General features: G+C 56.2%; 12 protein-coding genes and 7 pseudogenes. 10 read left to right on the top strand and 9 right to left on the bottom strand.

The features are described from left to right. Nucleotides 1-116: 116 nt before the first annotated feature. Nucleotides 117-1,061: pseudogene (locus AMK00_RS31435) on the top strand (IS630 family transposase). 140 nt (nt 1,062-1,201) lie between these two features. Here AMK00_RS31435 and AMK00_RS33755 read toward each other — a convergent pair. Further along, complete coding sequence (locus AMK00_RS33755; RefSeq protein ID WP_406869907.1) at nt 1,202-1,363, bottom strand: nodulation protein NodZ; 162 nt, start codon at nt 1,361-1,363, stop codon at nt 1,202-1,204. A gap of 154 nt (nt 1,364-1,517) precedes the next feature. Next, nucleotides 1,518-2,173: pseudogene (locus AMK00_RS31430) on the bottom strand (nodulation protein NodZ); the annotation flags it as partial. 446 nt (nt 2,174-2,619) lie between these two features. Here AMK00_RS31430 and AMK00_RS24325 point away from each other — a divergent pair. The 7 genes and pseudogenes from AMK00_RS24325 to AMK00_RS24290 all read left to right on the top strand — a co-directional run. Further along, nucleotides 2,620-3,155: pseudogene (locus AMK00_RS24325) on the top strand (IS5 family transposase); the annotation flags it as partial. A gap of 805 nt (nt 3,156-3,960) precedes the next feature. After that, nucleotides 3,961-4,620: a chitooligosaccharide deacetylase NodB gene (gene nodB / locus AMK00_RS24315; protein ID WP_040111870.1), complete on the top strand. Its 660-nt coding sequence runs from the start codon at nt 3,961-3,963 to the stop codon at nt 4,618-4,620. A 7-nt stretch (nt 4,621-4,627) separates the two neighbouring features. Continuing rightward, complete coding sequence (gene nodC, locus AMK00_RS24310) at nt 4,628-5,959, top strand: chitooligosaccharide synthase NodC (protein ID WP_064812010.1); 1,332 nt, start codon at nt 4,628-4,630, stop codon at nt 5,957-5,959. 15 nt (nt 5,960-5,974) lie between these two features. Further along, complete coding sequence (gene nodS / locus AMK00_RS24305; RefSeq protein WP_064812009.1) at nt 5,975-6,592, top strand: nodulation methyltransferase NodS; 618 nt, start codon at nt 5,975-5,977, stop codon at nt 6,590-6,592. Nucleotides 6,593-6,917: 325 nt separating this feature from the next. Next, nucleotides 6,918-7,868 carry a nodulation factor ABC transporter ATP-binding protein NodI gene (gene nodI / locus AMK00_RS24300; RefSeq protein ID WP_080515691.1) on the top strand — a complete coding sequence of 317 codons (951 nt, stop codon included), beginning with the start codon at nt 6,918-6,920 and terminating at the stop codon, nt 7,866-7,868. A gap of 3 nt (nt 7,869-7,871) precedes the next feature. Beyond that, nucleotides 7,872-8,660, top strand: a complete 789-nt coding sequence (locus AMK00_RS24295; protein ID WP_009998866.1) for an ABC transporter permease — start codon at nt 7,872-7,874, stop codon at nt 8,658-8,660. 204 nt (nt 8,661-8,864) lie between these two features. After that, complete coding sequence (locus tag AMK00_RS24290; protein WP_064812008.1) at nt 8,865-9,281, top strand: cupin domain-containing protein; 417 nt, start codon at nt 8,865-8,867, stop codon at nt 9,279-9,281. A 349-nt stretch (nt 9,282-9,630) separates the two neighbouring features. Here AMK00_RS24290 and nodD1 read toward each other — a convergent pair whose 3' ends face one another. From nodD1 to AMK00_RS31425, 6 genes and pseudogenes are all read right to left on the bottom strand, one after another. After that, the gene (gene nodD1, locus AMK00_RS24285; protein ID WP_040111866.1) at nt 9,631-10,575 is read right to left on the bottom strand and encodes a transcriptional regulator NodD1; all 945 of its coding nucleotides are present in this window, start codon (nt 10,573-10,575) and stop codon (nt 9,631-9,633) included. A gap of 166 nt (nt 10,576-10,741) precedes the next feature. Further along, nucleotides 10,742-11,074 carry a nodulation protein NolE gene (gene nolE, locus AMK00_RS24280; RefSeq protein ID WP_009988764.1) on the bottom strand — a complete coding sequence of 111 codons (333 nt, stop codon included), beginning with the start codon at nt 11,072-11,074 and terminating at the stop codon, nt 10,742-10,744. A gap of 540 nt (nt 11,075-11,614) precedes the next feature. After that, nucleotides 11,615-12,159, bottom strand: a pseudogene (gene istB / locus AMK00_RS24275) (IS21-like element helper ATPase IstB); the annotation flags it as partial. Next, a pseudogene (locus AMK00_RS24270) lies at nt 12,146-12,434 on the bottom strand (transposase); the annotation flags it as partial. The pseudogenes istB and AMK00_RS24270, both read right to left, overlap by 14 nt. 75 nt (nt 12,435-12,509) lie before the next feature. Further along, nucleotides 12,510-12,956, bottom strand: a complete 447-nt coding sequence (locus AMK00_RS24265; RefSeq protein ID WP_269465932.1) for an FkbM family methyltransferase — start codon at nt 12,954-12,956, stop codon at nt 12,510-12,512. A gap of 401 nt (nt 12,957-13,357) precedes the next feature. Further along, nucleotides 13,358-13,907 (bottom strand): annotated as a pseudogene (locus tag AMK00_RS31425) (carbamoyltransferase C-terminal domain-containing protein); the annotation flags it as partial. Nucleotides 13,908-15,164: 1,257 nt separating this feature from the next. Between AMK00_RS31425 and AMK00_RS24260 the strand changes: the two are divergent. Both AMK00_RS24260 and AMK00_RS24255 read left to right on the top strand, forming a co-directional pair. Beyond that, nucleotides 15,165-15,839 carry a transcriptional regulator gene (locus AMK00_RS24260; protein WP_040111950.1) on the top strand — a complete coding sequence of 225 codons (675 nt, stop codon included), beginning with the start codon at nt 15,165-15,167 and terminating at the stop codon, nt 15,837-15,839. Between the two features lie 129 nt (nt 15,840-15,968). Further along, complete coding sequence (locus AMK00_RS24255; RefSeq protein ID WP_040111865.1) at nt 15,969-16,508, top strand: hypothetical protein; 540 nt, start codon at nt 15,969-15,971, stop codon at nt 16,506-16,508. A 132-nt stretch (nt 16,509-16,640) separates the two neighbouring features. Here the strand turns inward: AMK00_RS24255 and AMK00_RS24250 are convergent. After that, nucleotides 16,641-17,590: pseudogene (locus tag AMK00_RS24250) on the bottom strand (IS481 family transposase). Nucleotides 17,591-18,039 lie beyond the last annotated feature (449 nt).

Raw genomic sequence — 18,039 nt, 5'->3', positions numbered from 1 at the left:
CAATGATCCAGCAAGCCTTTGGACGCGCTAGAGCAAGTCCTGCGATCGATGAATCGATTGTGATGTGACGGCGTCCATCGATGCTGATTCAAACATCCACAGAGAAGAGGTGGATGATGGGACAAGCACTGAGCGATGATCTTCGAATACGGGTTTTGAAAGCGTCTGCGGCCGGCATGTCGGCTCGACAGGCTGCGGCTCGTTTCGGAGTTGGGATTTCGACGGCGATCCGCTGGTTTGCAAGAGCGAAAGAGGGTGAGTTAACTGCTCGGCCACAGGGCTGGAGACGACCTTCGGCAGTGGATGCACACGAGGAATTCGTTGTCGCGTTGATCAACGAGCGTAGGGATGTGACGCTCGATGAGATGGTTGAGCGCTTGTCCGTCGAGCGGCAGGTGAAGATCAGCCGCAGCGCACTTGGCGCTTGGCTTCGAGGCCGCGGATGGACCTTTGAAAAAAGACCGCCCACGCACTGGAGCAGGACCGGCCGGATGTCCTAAAGCGCCGGCGTGTCTGGTTCGACGGCCAACTGGATCTCGATCCAGAAAAGCTGATCTTCATCGACGAAACCGGCCTTTCGACCAAGATGGCACGGCTACGCGGACGTGCACTTCGAGGTGAGCGTTGCCGAGCTGGCGTGCCACATGGCCATTGGAAAACAACGACCTTTACCGGAGCGTTGCGCCTCACTGGGATGACCGCGCCGTTTGTCTACGATGGCGCCATGAACGGTAATTGTCTTCCTGGCTTACGTCGAACAGGTATTGGGGCCTACCCTGGAGATCGGCGACGTGGTGGTCATGGACAACCTACCGGCTCACAAGACAGCGGGTGTACGCGACGCCATCGAACGTGTCGGCGCCACGCTCATGTTCCTGCCCCCTTACAGCCCAGACTTCAATCCGATCGAGAACGCCTTCTCCAAACTGAAGGCGATGCTGCGAGGTCGGGCAGAGCGAAAGATTGACGCCCTCTGGGATGCAGTTGGCGCCCTGATACCCCGCTTCACCCCCGCAGAATGCGCCAATTGCTTCAAGGCTGCTGGATATGATCCGGATTGAACAGGATTTGCTCTAGACGCTAGGAGAGGATGCGCCCCCGCCTTGTCTCGTCGCGTGCTGCGCCCACATCGCGATCCAGTGAACACCTCTCCTCAATCCTGCGAGGGCGCCGAGAATTTGTTCAGCGGAGTGCCGGTTCATCAAGCCGGCTCATGCTCGGACGATTCATCAGTCAAGATCAAGCGAGTCGGATCTTTCAAGTCAAACTCAATAACACGTGGCACGAAGAGACGGGCATAGCGCGTGAAGGCGCTGGCCGGCGGAAAGCGAATTACCGTATCGCATCGGGCGAGAAGGTACATCTCTGTAAGAGCAGAGATACCGCCGTCCACTCCGAGCGATGCACTGTGTAATGGCCGGCCTGGCCCGCCTGGAAGCATTTCGGGATAGTGATTGATCGGGAAACACACCGAGTAAATGGTCCCGTACCTGCGCGCTGTCCGTACACAAGAAAACCATCACAGGGCGTCGATGCGGTAGCGCTTTGGCCTTCTCGATGGCAGTGCACACCTGGCGTAAGGCCAACTCCGGATCGGCCCAGTAGGGCGCATGGTCCATTATATCTTCGCCATTGCCGTGCCGTACGTGCACACCGATGATACTGCGCCCCTTGAAGTGCTCCTGATCGATGGCGTGAATACGAGCCGGAATTTCCGGTCTAAGGTTGAGGCTCTGAAATATCTGGCGTTCGGCAGCTTGGTCGCACCGCCACATAGGCATCACAAACTACCGTGTTGGCATCAGTATCGTCCTGGGCTTAAAGAAGCTCGGTTCACGTTCCCGGAAAATTTGTTCATCGGGGCGGTAAACGCTCTCGATTGAGGGCTTGTTCCACCATGATGGGAAGAACGGTCCCGGAAATGAGAACTGGTGATCTGGTCATCGCAAATAACCCGTACGCCAGCAATATCTTGAATCGGCTCGAAGAACACCGTAAAAGCGTTGGTGAAGGGTTGATTGAGATAGCAGGAGCCACGCCAATCGATGGCCAGCGTCCGCCCCGTTCGCTGTGCATAGCGCCAAGCTGCCGCCAGCGAACAGAGACAATCACCGAAACCAGTCCGCCGTCGAGAAACAACATACCGATCCCTCTTCAGGTCGCCAGCGAGCATGTTCGTTGCCTTGTTCTGGAAAAGCGCATCGGCTTAAATTCTGCTGAAATTCTGCATATCAATTCCCGGACCTGCATCAGCGATCGTGATTCTCGCCAATTTTTATGCATGACCCTTCGTCTCACAGATTTACGATTTTCCGCCAGACTGGAAGTTGCGGCGCCATACGCCTTTTCAGTCCGGGCGGTGAAGTCGCCGCATATCGCTCCGTCATCGTTCAGTCGTTTATCTCGCACCCGATCCAACCCATCGGCATCGCACTTGGGTCGGAGCGAGAGGCCGGAGCTTCCGCGCAAATTGGCTGTGACGTATGTTGCGGTACGGCTCATGTTGGCGCGCTTCGCCGATTCATCGAGGATGGCGCCGATCTAGGCTGCAAACTCATAAACGGGGTTTTCTAACCGGATGGGTGATGATTCAATGAGGCTTTGATTTGGAGGCCTTGCGTGACTCGCCGTCGTTTCGACCTGACTGATTTCGAGTGGGCGATTATTCAGCCCTTGTTGCCCAACAAGGTTCGCGGCGTGCCGCGGGTCGATGACCGGCGAGTGATCAACGGCATTTTGTGGCGGTTCCGCACAGGCTCGCCTTGGGCAGACGTGCCGGAACGATATGGGCCTTATACCACCTGCTACAACCGTTTTGTGCGATGGAGAAAAGCGGGTGTTTGGGATCATGTCTTGCGCGAGATCGCAAAGGCCTTCGACGGCGACATCGTTATGATCGATAGTTCCTGTGTCCGCGTTCATCAGCATGCGGCCACGGGAAAAAGGGGGATCGAGACGATGGCTGCATGGGACGTTCCCGCGGCGGCCTAACGACGAAAATCCACGCGGTCGTCGACGCAGACGGCAGGCCGATCAGCCTTGATCTGACAGCGGGGCAAGCCCACGACAACCGGATGGCAGAGCCGATGCTGCAGGACATGCGAGAAGGCGCGATCCTCCTTGCTGACCGCGCCTACGACACCAACGCCTTGCGAGACGCCTGCTTTCACCTCTCGACGGTGGTCACCATCCGGGCGGCAGTTATCGGCTTAGCCAAAAGCGACGCTCCGGCAATCTGCGGAAGATTGGGGCCAGTGCTCGGATCTAACGAAGCACAAACCGATGGGGTCAGTTCTTCAATTCGGCAAGTGGGACTAGTTCCTCGAGTCGTTTGACAGCCATAGCCGAGCGATTCTATCCGGCGCTTTCAGGCTTCCGGAAGGTTTCAATCTGCTCCAGAGCTTTACCCAGAGTAGGTTAGAAAGCCGCCAATGCCGAGCCATGATAAGTTCTTCCAGGGAACGACGACGCAAGTCCCCCGCCAGTCACGACAACAGGCTCGGTCCGTTAGCAGGAACCGTGGAGCTCGAATTTTATCTATGCCGTGAATGGGTATCATCCAAACAATCGATTTTACGAATTAAATGGCGTGATCCATTAGACGAGCATCTTGACGGAAATCAAGTTGTCGATGGCGCGCCAGTGGTGTAGAGGGATCAAATGTGTGGCTTTGGAATGTAATGCTTGCATAAGCGGTCGATCAGCCCATTGCATCACCTTGCAATCGTCGACAGCTCGGGGGTTCACCACCAATCGCACTCGGTACAGTCCGCAACGAGCCGCGGTATTGACAATTCAGACGAGGCGGCCTGGTGACCGCTATTTTGGGAAACGGCCTACGCTACACGCTGCCACGCGCGCGTTTTGACCTGCGTCCACGCGCGGCGTCATCATCCTACCCTTTGGGCGGCCGGTCTCCGAATGGCCCACCAAGATAATTTACCGGAAAGGACGAGAGCAATGACGCAACTCGATTGCTCGTGCGAAGTGCACGGTGAGCGCGATGACGGCACTGGTCGTCACAGCGTTTATTTGACGTTCGACGACGGTCCGCATCCATTTTGTACACCGGAGATTCTTGATATTCTGGCTGAACACCGGGTGCCGGCAACATTCTTCGTCATCGGCGAGTTTCTGGCCGATCAATCGAAATTGGTCCAGCGAATGATTGCAGAGGGGCATGAAGTCGCCAACCACACAATGACGCATCCAGACCTGTCTGACTGCGAACCCGACGAGGTGCAACGTCAGATACTCGAGACAAACAGAGCCATAAAAATGGCGTCGCCTCAGGCGGTGGTGCGGCACATCCGGGCTCCTTACGGCATCTGGACCGAAGAAGTACTCAAGGCTTCGGCGAATGCGGAACTCACTGCCGTGCACTGGTCGGTAGATCCACGAGACTGGTCTCTTCCCGGGGCCGACGCCATTGTCAATGATGTGCTGCAGTCTGTCCGACCGGGGTCAATCGTGCTCTTGCACGACGGTTGTCCCTCCAGTGAAATGCAGCAAGGAACTGACCGCAGTCTGCGCCACCAGACTATTATGGCGTTATCTAGGATAATTCCAGCTTTACATGATCGCGGCTTTGTATTCCGCTCGCTTACTCGGGAGTTCTGAAGATCCGATGGATATGCTTGACACAACCAGCACTGTAGCCGTCTCGCTTTATGCACTTCTCTCGACTGCTTATAAAAGCATGCAGGCCGTTTATTCTCTGCCGACCGATGTTTCATTGGCGTCCCAGGGCTTGGCCGGCTTTGACGAGCTGCCCAGCGTAGATGTCATCGTGCCAAGCTTCAACGAGGATCCCCGCACGCTTTCGGAGTGCCTGGCTTCTATTGCGGGTCAGGAATACGGGGGAAGGCTGCAGGTTTACCTAGTTGATGACGGTTCCGAAAATCGCGAGGCTTTGCGACCTGTGCACGAGGCCTTCGCAAGAGACCCCAGATTCAATATTCTCCTGCTTCCCCAGAATGTCGGTAAACGGAAGGCACAGATCGCCGCGATACGCCGCTCTGCTGGAGATATGGTGTTAAACGTCGACTCCGACACGATCCTCGCATCTGACGTCATCAGGAAGCTCGTGCCTAAAATGCAAGATCCGGCTGTCGGCGCGGCCATGGGACAGTTGACGGCCCGCAACCGAAACGATAGTTGGCTGACCCGTTTGATCGATATGGAGTACTGGCTGGCTTGCAACGAGGAGCGTGCGGCACAAGCTCGCTTCGGAGCCGTTATGTGCTGCTGCGGTCCATGTGCTATCTACCGTCGCTCTGCGCTCGCTTCGCTGCTTGACCAGTACGAATCACAGTATTTTCGGGGAAAGCCAAGCGATTTCGGTGAGGATCGGCATCTCACCATTCTCATGCTGAAGGCAGGCTTTCGAACGGAGTACGTGCCGAGCGCCATCGCAGCGACAGTCGTTCCGAACAAGCTAGGACCGTATCTGCGCCAACAACTACGCTGGGCGCGGAGCACGTACCGGGACACGTTGCTTGGGCTGCGCCTGCTGCCCAACCTCAATCGCTTCCTTACGCTCGACGTTGTCGGACAGAACCTCGGACCGCTGCTTCTGGCACTATCAGTGCTGACGGGGCTCGCACAGCTTGCATTGACGGGCACCGTGCCTTGGTTGGCATCCCTGATGATCGTGGCCATGACGATGATCCACTGCAGCGTTGTCGCGCTCCGGGCCCGCCAACGACGGTTCCTCGGGTTCTCTCTGCATGCATTCATCAATATTTTTCTGCTACTGCCCTTGAAAGCCTACGCGCTGTGCACGCTGAGCAATAGCGACTGGCTGTCGCGCAGCTCTGCTGGCAACTCGAATCAACATCCGGCGACTGATGCGCGCACTACAGAATGTTCTGGACATGCGACAGCGCCTCGAAGGCTCAACCCCGCCCGCGATTCTGCCAGGCGAACGACGTCTGACTGCATGTGCAGCGACGAGTAAGATCTATTTACCGAGGTGAACGAGTTGACACAGAGCGACAATTATCAATTGCTGAATCGGGAACTGGCTGCACCCGATCCATGGGGACTCGACGCCAATCCATTCGAGCGTGAGCGTCACACGCAAATGCTCCGCTTGGCGCTTGCCCAGGGATCCATCTCAAATGCGCTCGAAGTGGGATGCGCTGCCGGCGCATTTACGGTGCAGCTAGCCCCCCACTGCAAACGGCTCACCGTGATCGATGTTGTGCCTCACGCTATAGAAAGATCGCGTCGACGCATGAGGGATTCTCCGCACATCAGCTGGATAGTCTCTGATGTTCAACAGTTTTCACCTGACGAGAGGTTTGATTTGATCGTTGTGGCGGAAGTGCTCTACTATATTGGAGGAATAGCCGAGATGAGAGGGGCTGTTCGGAATTTAGTGCGGATGCTTGCGCCAGATGGATATCTGGTTTTCGGATCGGCGCGCGACGCTAATTGTCGTCGCTGGGGCCACGTTGCTGGTGCTGAGACGGTCCTCGGCATGCTGAACGAAACTTTGCTCGAGGTAGAGCGGCTTGAGTGTCGGGGTGGGTCGGTCAACGAAGATTGCTTACTCGCCTGTTTCCGGAATCCAATTTCTGCCTCCTAACGGCCCCAACCCTCGACGTTCAGACATGGAGACACTATGCGCGTCTGTGGTATAAAAAGACGCGGATGAGATGCCAGGACAGAATTCCGGCTGTTGTCCATCTCGATGAATCTGCACAATTGCAGACCATCCCAGGCACTCTCTCCGTGAAGTCGCCGAGCTACTCTTCGAATGTAACAAGCTCGGGACATTCGGCTGCTCTGCAACACGAGTGCCAATTACCACGGACGAGGCGTTTTCCCGGATGCTGCTGCCAGCCCTTTAATGGAGACGCAATGAACACATACGGTGCGATGGACCAGGAAGAACACAACCAACCGAAGAAATGCCAGTCAACGGCGCCCGACGGTCAGATGAGCGCATGTTCATGTCCGCAATAGATTTTTTCGACGTAAGCAAGACATATGGCGACAAGGCCGTGGTCAACGCGCTATCGTTCCGCGTTTCCCCGGGGCAATGCTTCGGGCTGCTTGGACCGAACGGCGCGGGCAAGAGCACGATCGCACGCATGATCCTTGGCATGACAGCCCCTGATGCGGGGAAGATTACTGTGCTCGGCGTGCCGGTGCCTGCCCAGGCTCGCTTGGCGCGAAAGGGTATCGGCGTGGTGCCGCAATTCGACAACCTTGAGCCTGAATTCACTGTGCGCGAGAATCTGCTGGTCTACGGCCGCTACTTCGGCATGAATACACGCAAAGTCGAGGCGGTCATGCCGTCGCTCCTTGAGTTTGCACGCCTAGAGAGCAAGGTGAATGCGCGTGTATCTGAACTTTCAGGCGGCATGAAGCGGCGCCTGACGCTAGCGCGTGCGTTGATCAATGACCCGCAGCTACTTGTCATGGACGAGCCGACCACCGGTCTCGACCCGCACGCGCGCCACCTGATCTGGGAGCGCCTGCGTTCCCTGCTTACGCGCGGCAAAACGATCATCTTGACCACCCATTTCATGGAAGAGGCCGAACGGTTATGCGATCGACTCTGCGTACTCGAAAGAGGTCGCAGCATTGCCGAAGGGCGTCCGCATGACCTGATCGATGAACTGATCGGGTGCGAAGTCATTGAGATCTACGGCGGCGATCCGCATGAATTGGAATCGCTGGTCGGGCCATATGCCGATCGCGTCGAAATTAGCGGCGAGACCCTTTTTTGCTATGTGTCCGACCCGGAGCAGGTGCGTGTGCGGTTGCGGGAGCGCGCGGGCTTGCGCATTCTGCAGCGTCCGCCGAATCTTGAGGATGTGTTTTTGCGGTTGACCGGGCGCGAGATGGAGAAGTGAACGATGGGTGAAGGTTGTGCCGCGGCTCTGCCCGCCAACGCTTTTAACTGGATTGCGATATGGCGACGCAACTATCTGGCATGGAAGAAAGTAGCACTTGCGTCAATTGTTGGAAGTCTGGCCGATCCTATGATCTACCTTTTTGGCCTCGGCCTTGGCCTCGGAATTATTGTGGGTCGCGTTGACGGCACAACCTACGTTGCGTTCTTGGCGGGCGGCATGGTGGCGACAAGCGCGATGACCTCTGCGACGTTCGAGACGATTTACGCGGCCTTTACGCGAATGCACGCCCAACGCACCTGGGAAGCCATGCTCTACACACAAATGACACTTGGGGACATCATCCTGGGTGAGTTGGCATGGGCAGCGAGCAAGGCATTTCTTGCCGGTACGGGAATCATAATCGTCGCCACCGTGCTAGGCTATGCGACGTGGCCATCAGTCGTCTATGTGCTGCCAGTTATCATGCTCACTGGATTTGCATTCGCGAGCCTTGCGATGGTAGTCACGGCGCTTGCGCCCAGTTACGAGTATTTCATTTTTTACCAGACGCTCGTCCTGACACCAATGCTGTTCTTGTGCGGCGCGGTGTTTCCAATCGCGCAACTGCCCCAGGCCTTTCAGCAGGTAGCGCAGTTCTTGCCTCTAGCGCATGCGATCGACCTCATACGCCCGGCAATGCTTGGGCGCCCCGCGGGCAGCATGGGCCTGCATATAGGCGCGCTTTGCATCTACGCGATTTTGCCGTTCTTCCTGTCGGCAGCGCTGTTGCGTCGGCGCCTGATGTCTTGACGCTACTCGCCACCGCGCCATGAGGGGTATTGCGATGCAGTATCTTGAAAAGACCCGCAGAGCTCTGAAGAAATCATCATAGTCCGGAACAAATGAACCCGTGTCGGCGCCGGTGAGACGATGCAGGTTTTTCGCTCTGCAACTGGCCGAACTCGGAAGCAAACACCCTTCAGGAAGATCCGGCGTGTATCAGGAGAAAAGCAAATGAAGGTCATCTCAATCGCTACGGCGCTCTTTGCTCTGGCGTGTCCCGCGAACGCGTTCGAAAACAAAGCGGTCGCGGCTACGCTTATCCTAAGGACCGATCGTACGATTGCCGGTCAGCCCATCATCGTTCCACGGAAGGATGTCGAGGTCATCGCTTCGATTTATGAGATTGCGCCCGGTGCGACGTTGCCAATTCATCAGCATCGCTATCAGCGCTATGGCTATGTGCTTTCCGGGGAGATCACGGTCACCAATACAGAAACTGGGACAGAAAGCATTTTCACGGCAGGGGATTTTATTGTCGAGTCCTGGGGGATATGGCATAAAGGGGCGAACAACGGCACCGAGCCGGTAAAGCTGCTCGTGATCGATCAGGTGGAAAAGGGCAGTGAGAATGTTCTGCCGCAAAAATAAAGACGTTGAGGTATCACCGGAGGGCAATCTGGCGCCACGGCTCGGATGTGGTGAACCCGTCCCATATTAGGGGTTGGTTTGCCGCTCCTTGCTAATGTCGATTGGAGCTGCGTGAACCTTCGACTTGCGTCGTCGACAAACTGTCGAGGAGGTTGTTTCATTGGTCGGTTGAACGGCGGGCGTAGGAGAGCATCTGTCCAGTTCCTCCATACTTGGTCGTCAGTCAGCGCGGCTGTTGGGCCAGCGGCGACAGGATCGATCATCCGTGAGACTGTAGCGGCGGCGTCTCAAAGAGGCTCCTCATTCCGACGCCATGAATCACGCCGAACGACAAAACCACGAAAGAATGCTAGGAAATCCTGAGACGTCTCATTACCTCATGGGGCGAGGGCATGCGGGATGCTTCCTGACATAGCACGTCCCGCATCCAGAGGCTTGCTTGATCACTATTGTGAAGCGCGGGCCATTGGAGGGCTTGTGTGAATGCGGGCAACGGTATCGGAAGGTCGGCGATCCGTAGGGGTATTGTCTTTTCGAGCTGCTTGACCAGGCGTAAGGGCATTGTCGCTATGCGCTCGGTCCCTGAAAGCATGAACGGAACCATGCTGAAGCCCTGCACGACTACTTCGACATGTCTCTTAAGCCCATGCCCAAGCAAACACCATTCCTCGATGGAAGCCGTCCTAGCGTTCCCAAACTTCACCACAACGTGTCCCATCGACATATACCTCTCGAGTGTAAGTTGCTCCGAGAGTAGCTTGTTCGAGTGGCAGCCCACGCACACGAGGGTCTCCTCGAATAACGCCACCTTAGGATGTGCGCGCGACATGAGCAATTCCGGAAAGATGAGAAAATCGGCGTCACCGCGCCGCAAGTAATCATCGTAGTTATCGGCGATCGGCAGCAACTCGAAGCTGACGGCGGGCGCTTCTCGGGCGACACGCGTCACGACCTTTTCAAAAAAAACCAATGCGGCGTAATCGGAAAGAATGACCCTGAAGCAGCGATCCGATTGAGCAGGGCAAAACGGATCCCAGGATATGATCGAGACCTGGATGTGAAGCAGAGCCTCGCGGACCGAAGGCGCGAGCCGCTCCGCACGCGGGGTTGGAACGAGTTCGCGACCGACCATGGTAAAAAGGTCGTCATTAAAATAGGTGCGTAACCTGCCGACCGCCGCGCTCATGGCCGGTTGGCTCAAGTTGATGCTGCGCGCTGCCGCCGTGAGATTACGCTCGGTCATCAGGGCGTCGAGTGCGACGAGGAGATTCAGATCAAGGCCCTTGAACCGCATGTCTTCATCCGTAGCGAGGTGGCGAGATAAAAGGTGAAAAGGCTTGGTCTCGCGGTGCGGCGCCACGAGAGACCAGCAAGCAAAGGGTCGCCTAAAATTGAGAAAGTATCGATGTTCCAGCCGCCGTGGCTTTGATGGTCTTACTGCTACCTTCAACCGACACGATTCAGTGGTGCCTGATCAATCTGGCGAGTAGCAGTGTTTTCCGCGGATAAAGGTTTCGGTCTGCGACGTCGATCACTTCGGCGCCTTGAATATGTACTTCGGGGGGTAAGACGCACTCGTAGCACTCACCTTCTTCGGCAGGAGTATCTTGGCAATTGAAGTCTTGAGTGTGCTCCGCTGAATGGGCTTTGTCAGCACCATTCAGGTTTGCGCGGGGGTCACTTGTCGCCGGGCCGCAATCTTGGTTACGATCATCTGCTGCAAGTGACGGCCCGGCCCGCAATGTCAATGCGAGCAACGCTGCAACGATGACGTAGTAACCAATAACCTTCATGAGACGTTTCCTTTCTTCGACTAAGGCCAGGCGATACCAGGTAGGATTGATGCCATTCCGCCGCCAGTGCTTCGGGGCTATAGGCGTTGTTGGATTGGTTGAGAGCCTTTCAACGGATCATACCCGGTGGAGTGGAGACGGCCGTCTATGGAGCATCCGCGAAAATTGGTGAAATCTATTGTTTAAATGCGAGTCATCCATTTGATGCATGCAGACGATGTCTTGCCTGCCCGAACCAACAAGTGTCGCCAACCCCACTGTTTTCAGGGGCGCGTTTTCACCCAGTCCTTCTATCCTCAGTGGGCTTGCGCATGTCGTTGCCGCCATCCCCTTCATCCGGGATAGCAAAGGGCGCCGCATGCGGGAGGGACACCCCCGCGTCTCCCGTCAGGCTACGACATTTTGTTCGATCGGCTGCCTTGTATGGAGAAGACCGAATTCCTGACGTTTCAGTGTCGTCGTTTTGCAATGAGATAGAGGTATGGCCGCAAGCCGGCTGGGTCGACCACGTTTGGCCTCCATCGCGGAACGTCGCCGTTAGCTTTCGACGTTCATTTCGAAGATCGTAGCGTGATGAACAAGTCGGTCCACCGCGGCAAGCGTCATGGCCGGGTCCGGAAAGACGCGGTTCCATTCTCCAAAGGGCTGATTGGCGGTGATGATGATGGAGCGCCGCTCATATCTTGCGGAGATGAGTTCGAAGAGCACGCGGGTTTCGGCCTGGTCCTAGTGACGTAGGCCAGGTCGTCGAGGATAAGCAGATCGAACTTGTCGAGCTTTGCGACGGCGGATTCGAGCTGGAGTTCACGCCGTGCGACCTGCAGTTTCTGGACGAGGTCGGTCGTGCGAGTGAACAGCACCCGCCAACCGTTCTCGATTAGCGCGAGGCCGATGGCCGCGGCGAGATGGCTCTTTCCGCCGCCCGGCGGACCGAACATGAGGATATTGGCACCTTTGGCGAGCCAGCTATCGCCAGCGGCAATGGCCATGACCTGGGCCTTGGAGACCATAGATACTGCATCAAAATCAAAGCTGTCGAGCGTCTTTCCCGGTGGCAGGTTCCGCCTGGGCAAAATACGCCGACGCTTTGCGCAGAATCTCGTTGGCCTGACGAAGCTCGCGGTTCTCCCGCTCAAGAGCCTTCATCTTCTCGGCGACATCGTTCGGCCGGCCTGCTCGCTTACCGCTATCGACCTCGGTCTTCTTCACCCATTCGTGCAGCGTGGCCGGCGAGCAGCCGATCTTGGCCGCGATAGATGAAACGGCAGCCCACCGCGCGGTGCTCGGCTTCGTGATCCAGCACCGTGCGGATGGCACGCTCACGGACTTCAGGCGAGAATTTGTTCGTTGTCTTGCTCATATCGGCTCCAATCTCTCATGAGTTAAAGCCTCCGGCAAACTCGGCGCGGTTCTTGAATCCTAAAAAGGGAACCGGCTATAGGCTTGTGTTTTTAAGCAAAACGTCACCCTCCACTCCTCGGGGATACTCAACTACCATCTGGAAGGAAGGTAAGAGCTCAAGAATGGCGCGCAGGGGAAGCTGGCGTTCATAGAGCTCATGATCACTATACTCAGTATATATGTAACGCGTTCTCATCAGGATCTGATTGCCACCGGCAATAACGTCGGCCTCGGCTCCCTGCACATCCATCCAGATGAGATCTATGTTCTCTAGGCCAGCTTCGCTGCACCAGTCATCCAGCCTCCTAGTCTCAACCGAAATCGGAGGGTCAAACCGAACCCACTCGTACTCAGAAAGATGGTTCTTGGGACGGCGTATCGAGCCCGAGAGATCCCATTCCTTAGCGCTGTCATTGCCATTGCTGGGATGAAACTCGATCCTCGCGTTTCGGTCGCTGATCGCAACCTCGGATAGCCTCATCCGATCCCGATAAGAACCCATTTTTCCTTGAAGCGTGCAGCGGCTCTGGGGTCTGGCTCAAAGCAATAGAGCTGGGCGCTCGGAAGAAGGCGCAGAAAGCGTTGAGCATCGCTTCGTCATTGCACCCAATGTCAAAGATTACAGGGTTAGGCTTATCGAGAAGCGAAACGATCTGTCGATGTACGTTTAACTCACACACCGGATCCATCACAGTCTCCTTAAGTTTTCGAAGTGCCCTGCTGAACGAGCTCGGGTAGGATATCACTGAAATACCGAGCCATATGGCCCTTCTTTCGACATGGTTGTTGACGCTTCGCCGTGCGATTACGTGGGCACGGCGCATTGTCGGTCGCGGGCTTTGCTATTCGCGAGTTTGTTTGGCGTAACGAAGCGATTCCAAGCTATGCTGAAAGCCCACTAGTCACCGAGGCCTCAGCGGGGACGGATACCTGTGATTTGCGGCCACGTACCGGGCTTAAGCATATGCAACGCTGCTCCCAAATCTGCCGAAGTTCATTTAGGAAAGTCTCACGACTACCTGAAACCGGCGCGATTCCATCCAAAATGTCGCCAACCAGGGCTTCTCCCTCAATCCTAATTAGAAATACTCACGGCCTGCAGGCTGGAGGGGCCTGTGCGGATCTCACATACAGTCTCTTGCCGATCCAGGGTGGAATATGCACGCGCCTGATGGAGACTTGCGTAAGGTGGCAAGGAAACTGCTAGTTTATTCCACTCCTCCATCGTTGAGATTCGCTTCTTGACGAGAAATGGACCGATCACAAGTGCATCCAGGTCGGTCGTCAAAAAGGTCGTTACGGCATCCCTAACCGAATCCACTACCGGCTCGGCGTTGTTGTTAAACGACGTGTTGAGCAAGATCGGAACGCCGGGTTGCTCTCCAGTTCGTTTCGAAAGGTAGGTCGCTCTGGCCTGGCCACCGGCTTTCGTAGTTTCATAGGGTGGCGCTTGACAGTGCACCTAGAGCTCACGGGTCGAAGCTGAAATCAGATCGTGACCGGATCGGTGACATTGCCGACAATCGGCGCTAACAGAAACCCAGACCGAAGCATTTGCGGCAGTAACGCCGCGTAACGCATCCACATTACCCAGTCCTTCATCTTTCCGCCCGACAGCCACAACGACGTTTGGTGGTCGCTGCAAAGGTCGCACACCGTATCCTTGCAGCGGCGAGTGCGCCTGCTCCGAGGCATAGCACACAGAGTTCCGCCGCCGGCCTCCGTCACTATGCGCCAGTACCGAACTCAGCTCCACGCGGTGGGACCGCCATTGATAATCACGTCGAACGGCGCCCACAGCGTGAGAACCGATCTGCGCTCAATGTGCACAACGCGAGAAGGGGAAGCAGTAGAAAGATGACCAGCGCGCGGTGAAGACGAATAGGAGGCGGCATCGACCGGGGCAAAAGTGCGTCCCGTGAGAGCCCACTGAAACGTCGAGAAGCAACGACCAAGATTCTACCCGATCACGTCGAGTGCAAGATAACGATCGAGACCAGGCAGCAGACCGACTGCCTCATCTCGTTTTCCCAGCACAGTCTCCACGGCACCCGAGGACCCATTTTAAGAACTCCGAATTATGGCTTTTACAAAACGCTTCTTCAGCGTCTTCTAGGGGCAACCGTTTCGATCAGTAAAATCGATTGTTTGGATGGAATGCATTCATAAAAACGATGGCGTGACTCAGCAGTGAAGCGAGCGGCGACCCCACCCTTCTCTCAATGGCGGCCGTGTGCAAGGCAGTCTTGTCGTAAAAGCAACACTCCTTCGCTACTCCTGTTTCAGCCGACAAAGCCAAGCCGCATGTTCGTCTCGGCACATTGATGAGCCTAATGGCGGCGCTAGCTGCAAGGAAACTGCGTTCGGTCTTAATCAGCACTGGCGCTGCGAGTGCCGCGAAACGTGGGCCAAGCGCTTCTACATTTTCCCCCGGCGTAAGTGCGCAGCATCTGGTCGTTGAAGCGCCAGCCGACGAAGGAGAAGCCTGGGTTGGTGCGCGGCTCCTTCACCACTTTAGGGATCGGGACGATAAATCGGCAGAGGCCGCGGTAACTCCAAAAAAATAGCGCAGCGCTAAAAAATTGGCCTCAGGCTAGACCGTGGGTATAGACTGGTAGTCCAGTAGGCGCTATTCGTGCTGTTCCAGCATAACATCAGCCACCCCGTGGATTCTCCAAGGCCTCTTATATTGAAAAAAGTGCAACGCAGTTTTGCCGTCGAGTACAAGAACGGCAGGCGAAAACTTGATGCCAGATCGAACTCGATCTGGGGCAATGTGGATCTAAAGTCAGTCGCGCGCGATCTAGAGGAAGAGGCATTGCCTTTTCTGTCAGGTAGCTCTCAGAGTGGCAAACCCGACAGCGAAATGTCTTTGCCGGAACAAGATCAGGCCGAGCAGTTGTTGACAGCGCCCATCGGGCCGTCGACAACTGCATCAGATATACAGGAGATGAGCATGGCCGACGAGACTAATACGACAACCAAGGTCGATGGACAGACCGTTGTCGAAACGCCTAATGCGCCGAAGAAACAGCGCAAACCGCGCGCCAAAAAAGTCGCGGCACTCGAGACCGCGTTAGCTGACGCTACGGCAGAGCCGGCAGGTGCGCTGGCCGGGGACGGTGGTGTGAAGAGGAGAGGGCGCAAGACAAAGGCTATCGAAGCCACGGCGAGGGCCAAACGCGCACCTGTGCGCCGTGCTCCAAAGGCTGTGCAGGCAGCGCCGGCTGCCCCGATGACGGCGAGCGATGAAATGGCAGACCTTTTGCAGTTGGAAGAGGAAAATCAGCGGCTGCGCAAGCTTCTTGCTGAAAAACTTCGCGCTGAAAATGAAGATCTGCGCAAACGGCTCAAGCTCGAATGATATAAGCGGCCGGTCAATAAGCGACCGTATCTACATTCTTATCGAGACAAACAATTCGGCAACGGTGAATGCTGTTGCCGGACCCCAAACTCACTGCCTGCTTGCGGGATAAAACGCGAGGTCAGATAGATGGCGTCTCCCTGGAAACTTCTTGCCCGACTGATCTCACCGGGCCGCGAACAAAAGCGAGAAAACGGCTCGGACCAGAAGGTTACGCCGGACACATTGGCCATTGCCGGTCCGACCGAAACGCCTGCCGAGAAGAGCCTGATAAGCGCCGTTCGACCGGCAAGCGAGGGGCTTCCCCGTCACGGCCATTCTCCTGCAATTTCCACCGAGTTTGTTGTTTCTAAAGAAGTCGGAATCGGTGGCCACGATCAGGTCGACGGCCAAGATGCCAAAAACGTTGAGGCGGCCGATCCACCTCCATTCGGCGGGCTTGGTACCGACATCGCCGCTGGGCACGATGCTACGAGGCTTGAGCGAACTCTCGAGGTCGCCCCGCGTAAGAAGGCATCAGCCGCGATTGCAAACGCTGCCCCGGCAATTCACACTGCGGACCAGATGAGCCTCGACGAAGACATCAGGGTGCTCAGGGGGCAGTTAGCCAGAAAGCTAAGGCTGCAAAACGCGCAGTTGAGAACAATGCTGGAGCGGTTTGAACGGTGACCTGTCGCAGTGCAACAACCTGTCGCCCCGGGCATGTCGTGGAGCCAGCGGCAGCATCACCTGTGTACGGCAAGGACAAATAATTGGGTTCCGAACACGGCCCCATTTCGTCGAGATCGACGACAAGAGTGTTTAGGTGTTTAGTCCCGGCATTTGATGGATGGGATCGATGATGAATCGATCTGGCTCCAAAGTCCATTGTTTGCAGATGAACTCGTAGGGCGTGAGGCCCTTTAGCGTCTTGAGCCGGCGCCCGAAATTGTAGGCGTCGATAAAGTCGGCCAGATGTTTTTTTAATTGCGCATGATCGTCGTAGTGGAAGCGCTTGACGGTCGCCTCCTTGATCGTTCGGTTCATCCGCTCGACCTGTCCGTTGGTCCAGGGATGCTCACCTTTGTCAGGCGATGCTCGATGCTGTGATCGTCGCAGACCCAATCGAAGATGTGCTGGAAGGCATTTCGATCACAAGCTCGGTTAGTGAACTGAATGCCATTGTCGGTCAAAACGGTGTGAATGGTGTAGGGCACTGCCGCGATCAGATTGCGTAAGAACTGGGCGGCATTCATCTTGCCGGCTTTGGTGTAGAGTTCTGCGAACGCGAACTTGGATGTTCGGTCAAATGCGACAAAGAGATAGAGCTTGCCCTCGGCCGTCTGCACCTCGGCAATATCGATGTGGAAATAGCCGATCGGATAAGTTTTGAACTTCTTCTTCGGTTCCCTGTCGCCTCCGACCTCCGGCAGACGTGAAATGCCGTGGCGCTGCAAACACCTGTGTAACGACGAACGCGTCAGATGTGAGATGGTCGGCTGAAGAGCGTAGAGGCAATCATCGAGCGGTAGCAACGTATGCCGGCGGAAGGCGACGATAACGGCCTCTTCTTCGAGGGAAAGGGTCGTCGAGTGCGGGTCCTTCGGGCCTGTGGGAAGATCGACCAACGATGTCCGTTTCTTCCATTTCGCTACGGTTTTCTGGTTGATCCCGTATCGCTTCGAAAGCGTTCCCAGGCTCTCCTCACTATTTTGTATTGCTCGACGGATTGCCTCTGTCGTCGTGGCGCTCCCGTGTAGAACCTGGCCCATAGTGCTTCCCTCCATGCCAAAGAAAATATTGCCCCATCAAATGCCGGGACTAAACACCTAGGCCATGTTCTAGGCAATTAACCGCGCTCGATCGCCACCGTGAACATCGAGCCTGCCGCAGGTTTCCTGGATGCGCGTCTCCGCCGCCTGCGCAATCGAAGCCGCATTGGTGGCGTCAAGCTGAACTGTCCGGGCGTCTGGTCGGTTTTGAACGAAGGTGTCGCTGCTTCAAGTTGGCGCGCGCAACCGAGCCGGTGAAGCCGTGCTGCGCCAGACCTTTCACGATATTGACGGCGGATTTCTTTGCCAGTGGCGAGAGCTGAACTGTGACGCGATCGAGACCGACACATGCCATGGACTGCGAATTCAGCGATCGATTTAAAATCGAGCAATTGGGAGCTTGCCTCCTGCCTAACCTCTCGACGAACTCGAGCTCGATTATGTGACCA

The organism is Rhizobium sp. N621, from assembly GCF_001664325.1.
GTDB classification, from domain to species: Bacteria; Pseudomonadota; Alphaproteobacteria; order Rhizobiales; family Rhizobiaceae; genus Rhizobium; species Rhizobium esperanzae.
This window is presented reverse-complemented; position numbering and strand designations above follow the sequence as displayed.

Bases quoted from the DNA above. Each gene is read 5' to 3' on its own strand.
- AMK00_RS33755 (WP_406869907.1), bottom strand. From the start codon at position 1,363: ATGTACCTTCTCGCCCGATGCGATACGGTAATTCGCTTTCCGCCGGCC.
- nodB (WP_040111870.1), top strand. From the start codon at position 3,961: ATGACGCAACTCGATTGCTCGTGCGAAGTGCACGGTGAGCGCGATGAC.
- nodC (WP_064812010.1), top strand. From the start codon at position 4,628: ATGGATATGCTTGACACAACCAGCACTGTAGCCGTCTCGCTTTATGCA.
- nodI (WP_080515691.1), top strand. From the start codon at position 6,918: ATGCCAGTCAACGGCGCCCGACGGTCAGATGAGCGCATGTTCATGTCC.
- AMK00_RS24295 (WP_009998866.1), top strand. From the start codon at position 7,872: ATGGGTGAAGGTTGTGCCGCGGCTCTGCCCGCCAACGCTTTTAACTGG.
- AMK00_RS24290 (WP_064812008.1), top strand. From the start codon at position 8,865: ATGAAGGTCATCTCAATCGCTACGGCGCTCTTTGCTCTGGCGTGTCCC.
- nodD1 (WP_040111866.1), bottom strand. From the start codon at position 10,575: ATGCGGTTCAAGGGCCTTGATCTGAATCTCCTCGTCGCACTCGACGCC.
- nolE (WP_009988764.1), bottom strand. From the start codon at position 11,074: ATGAAGGTTATTGGTTACTACGTCATCGTTGCAGCGTTGCTCGCATTG.
- AMK00_RS24265 (WP_269465932.1), bottom strand. From the start codon at position 12,956: ATGAGGCTATCCGAGGTTGCGATCAGCGACCGAAACGCGAGGATCGAG.
- AMK00_RS24255 (WP_040111865.1), top strand. From the start codon at position 15,969: ATGGCGTCTCCCTGGAAACTTCTTGCCCGACTGATCTCACCGGGCCGC.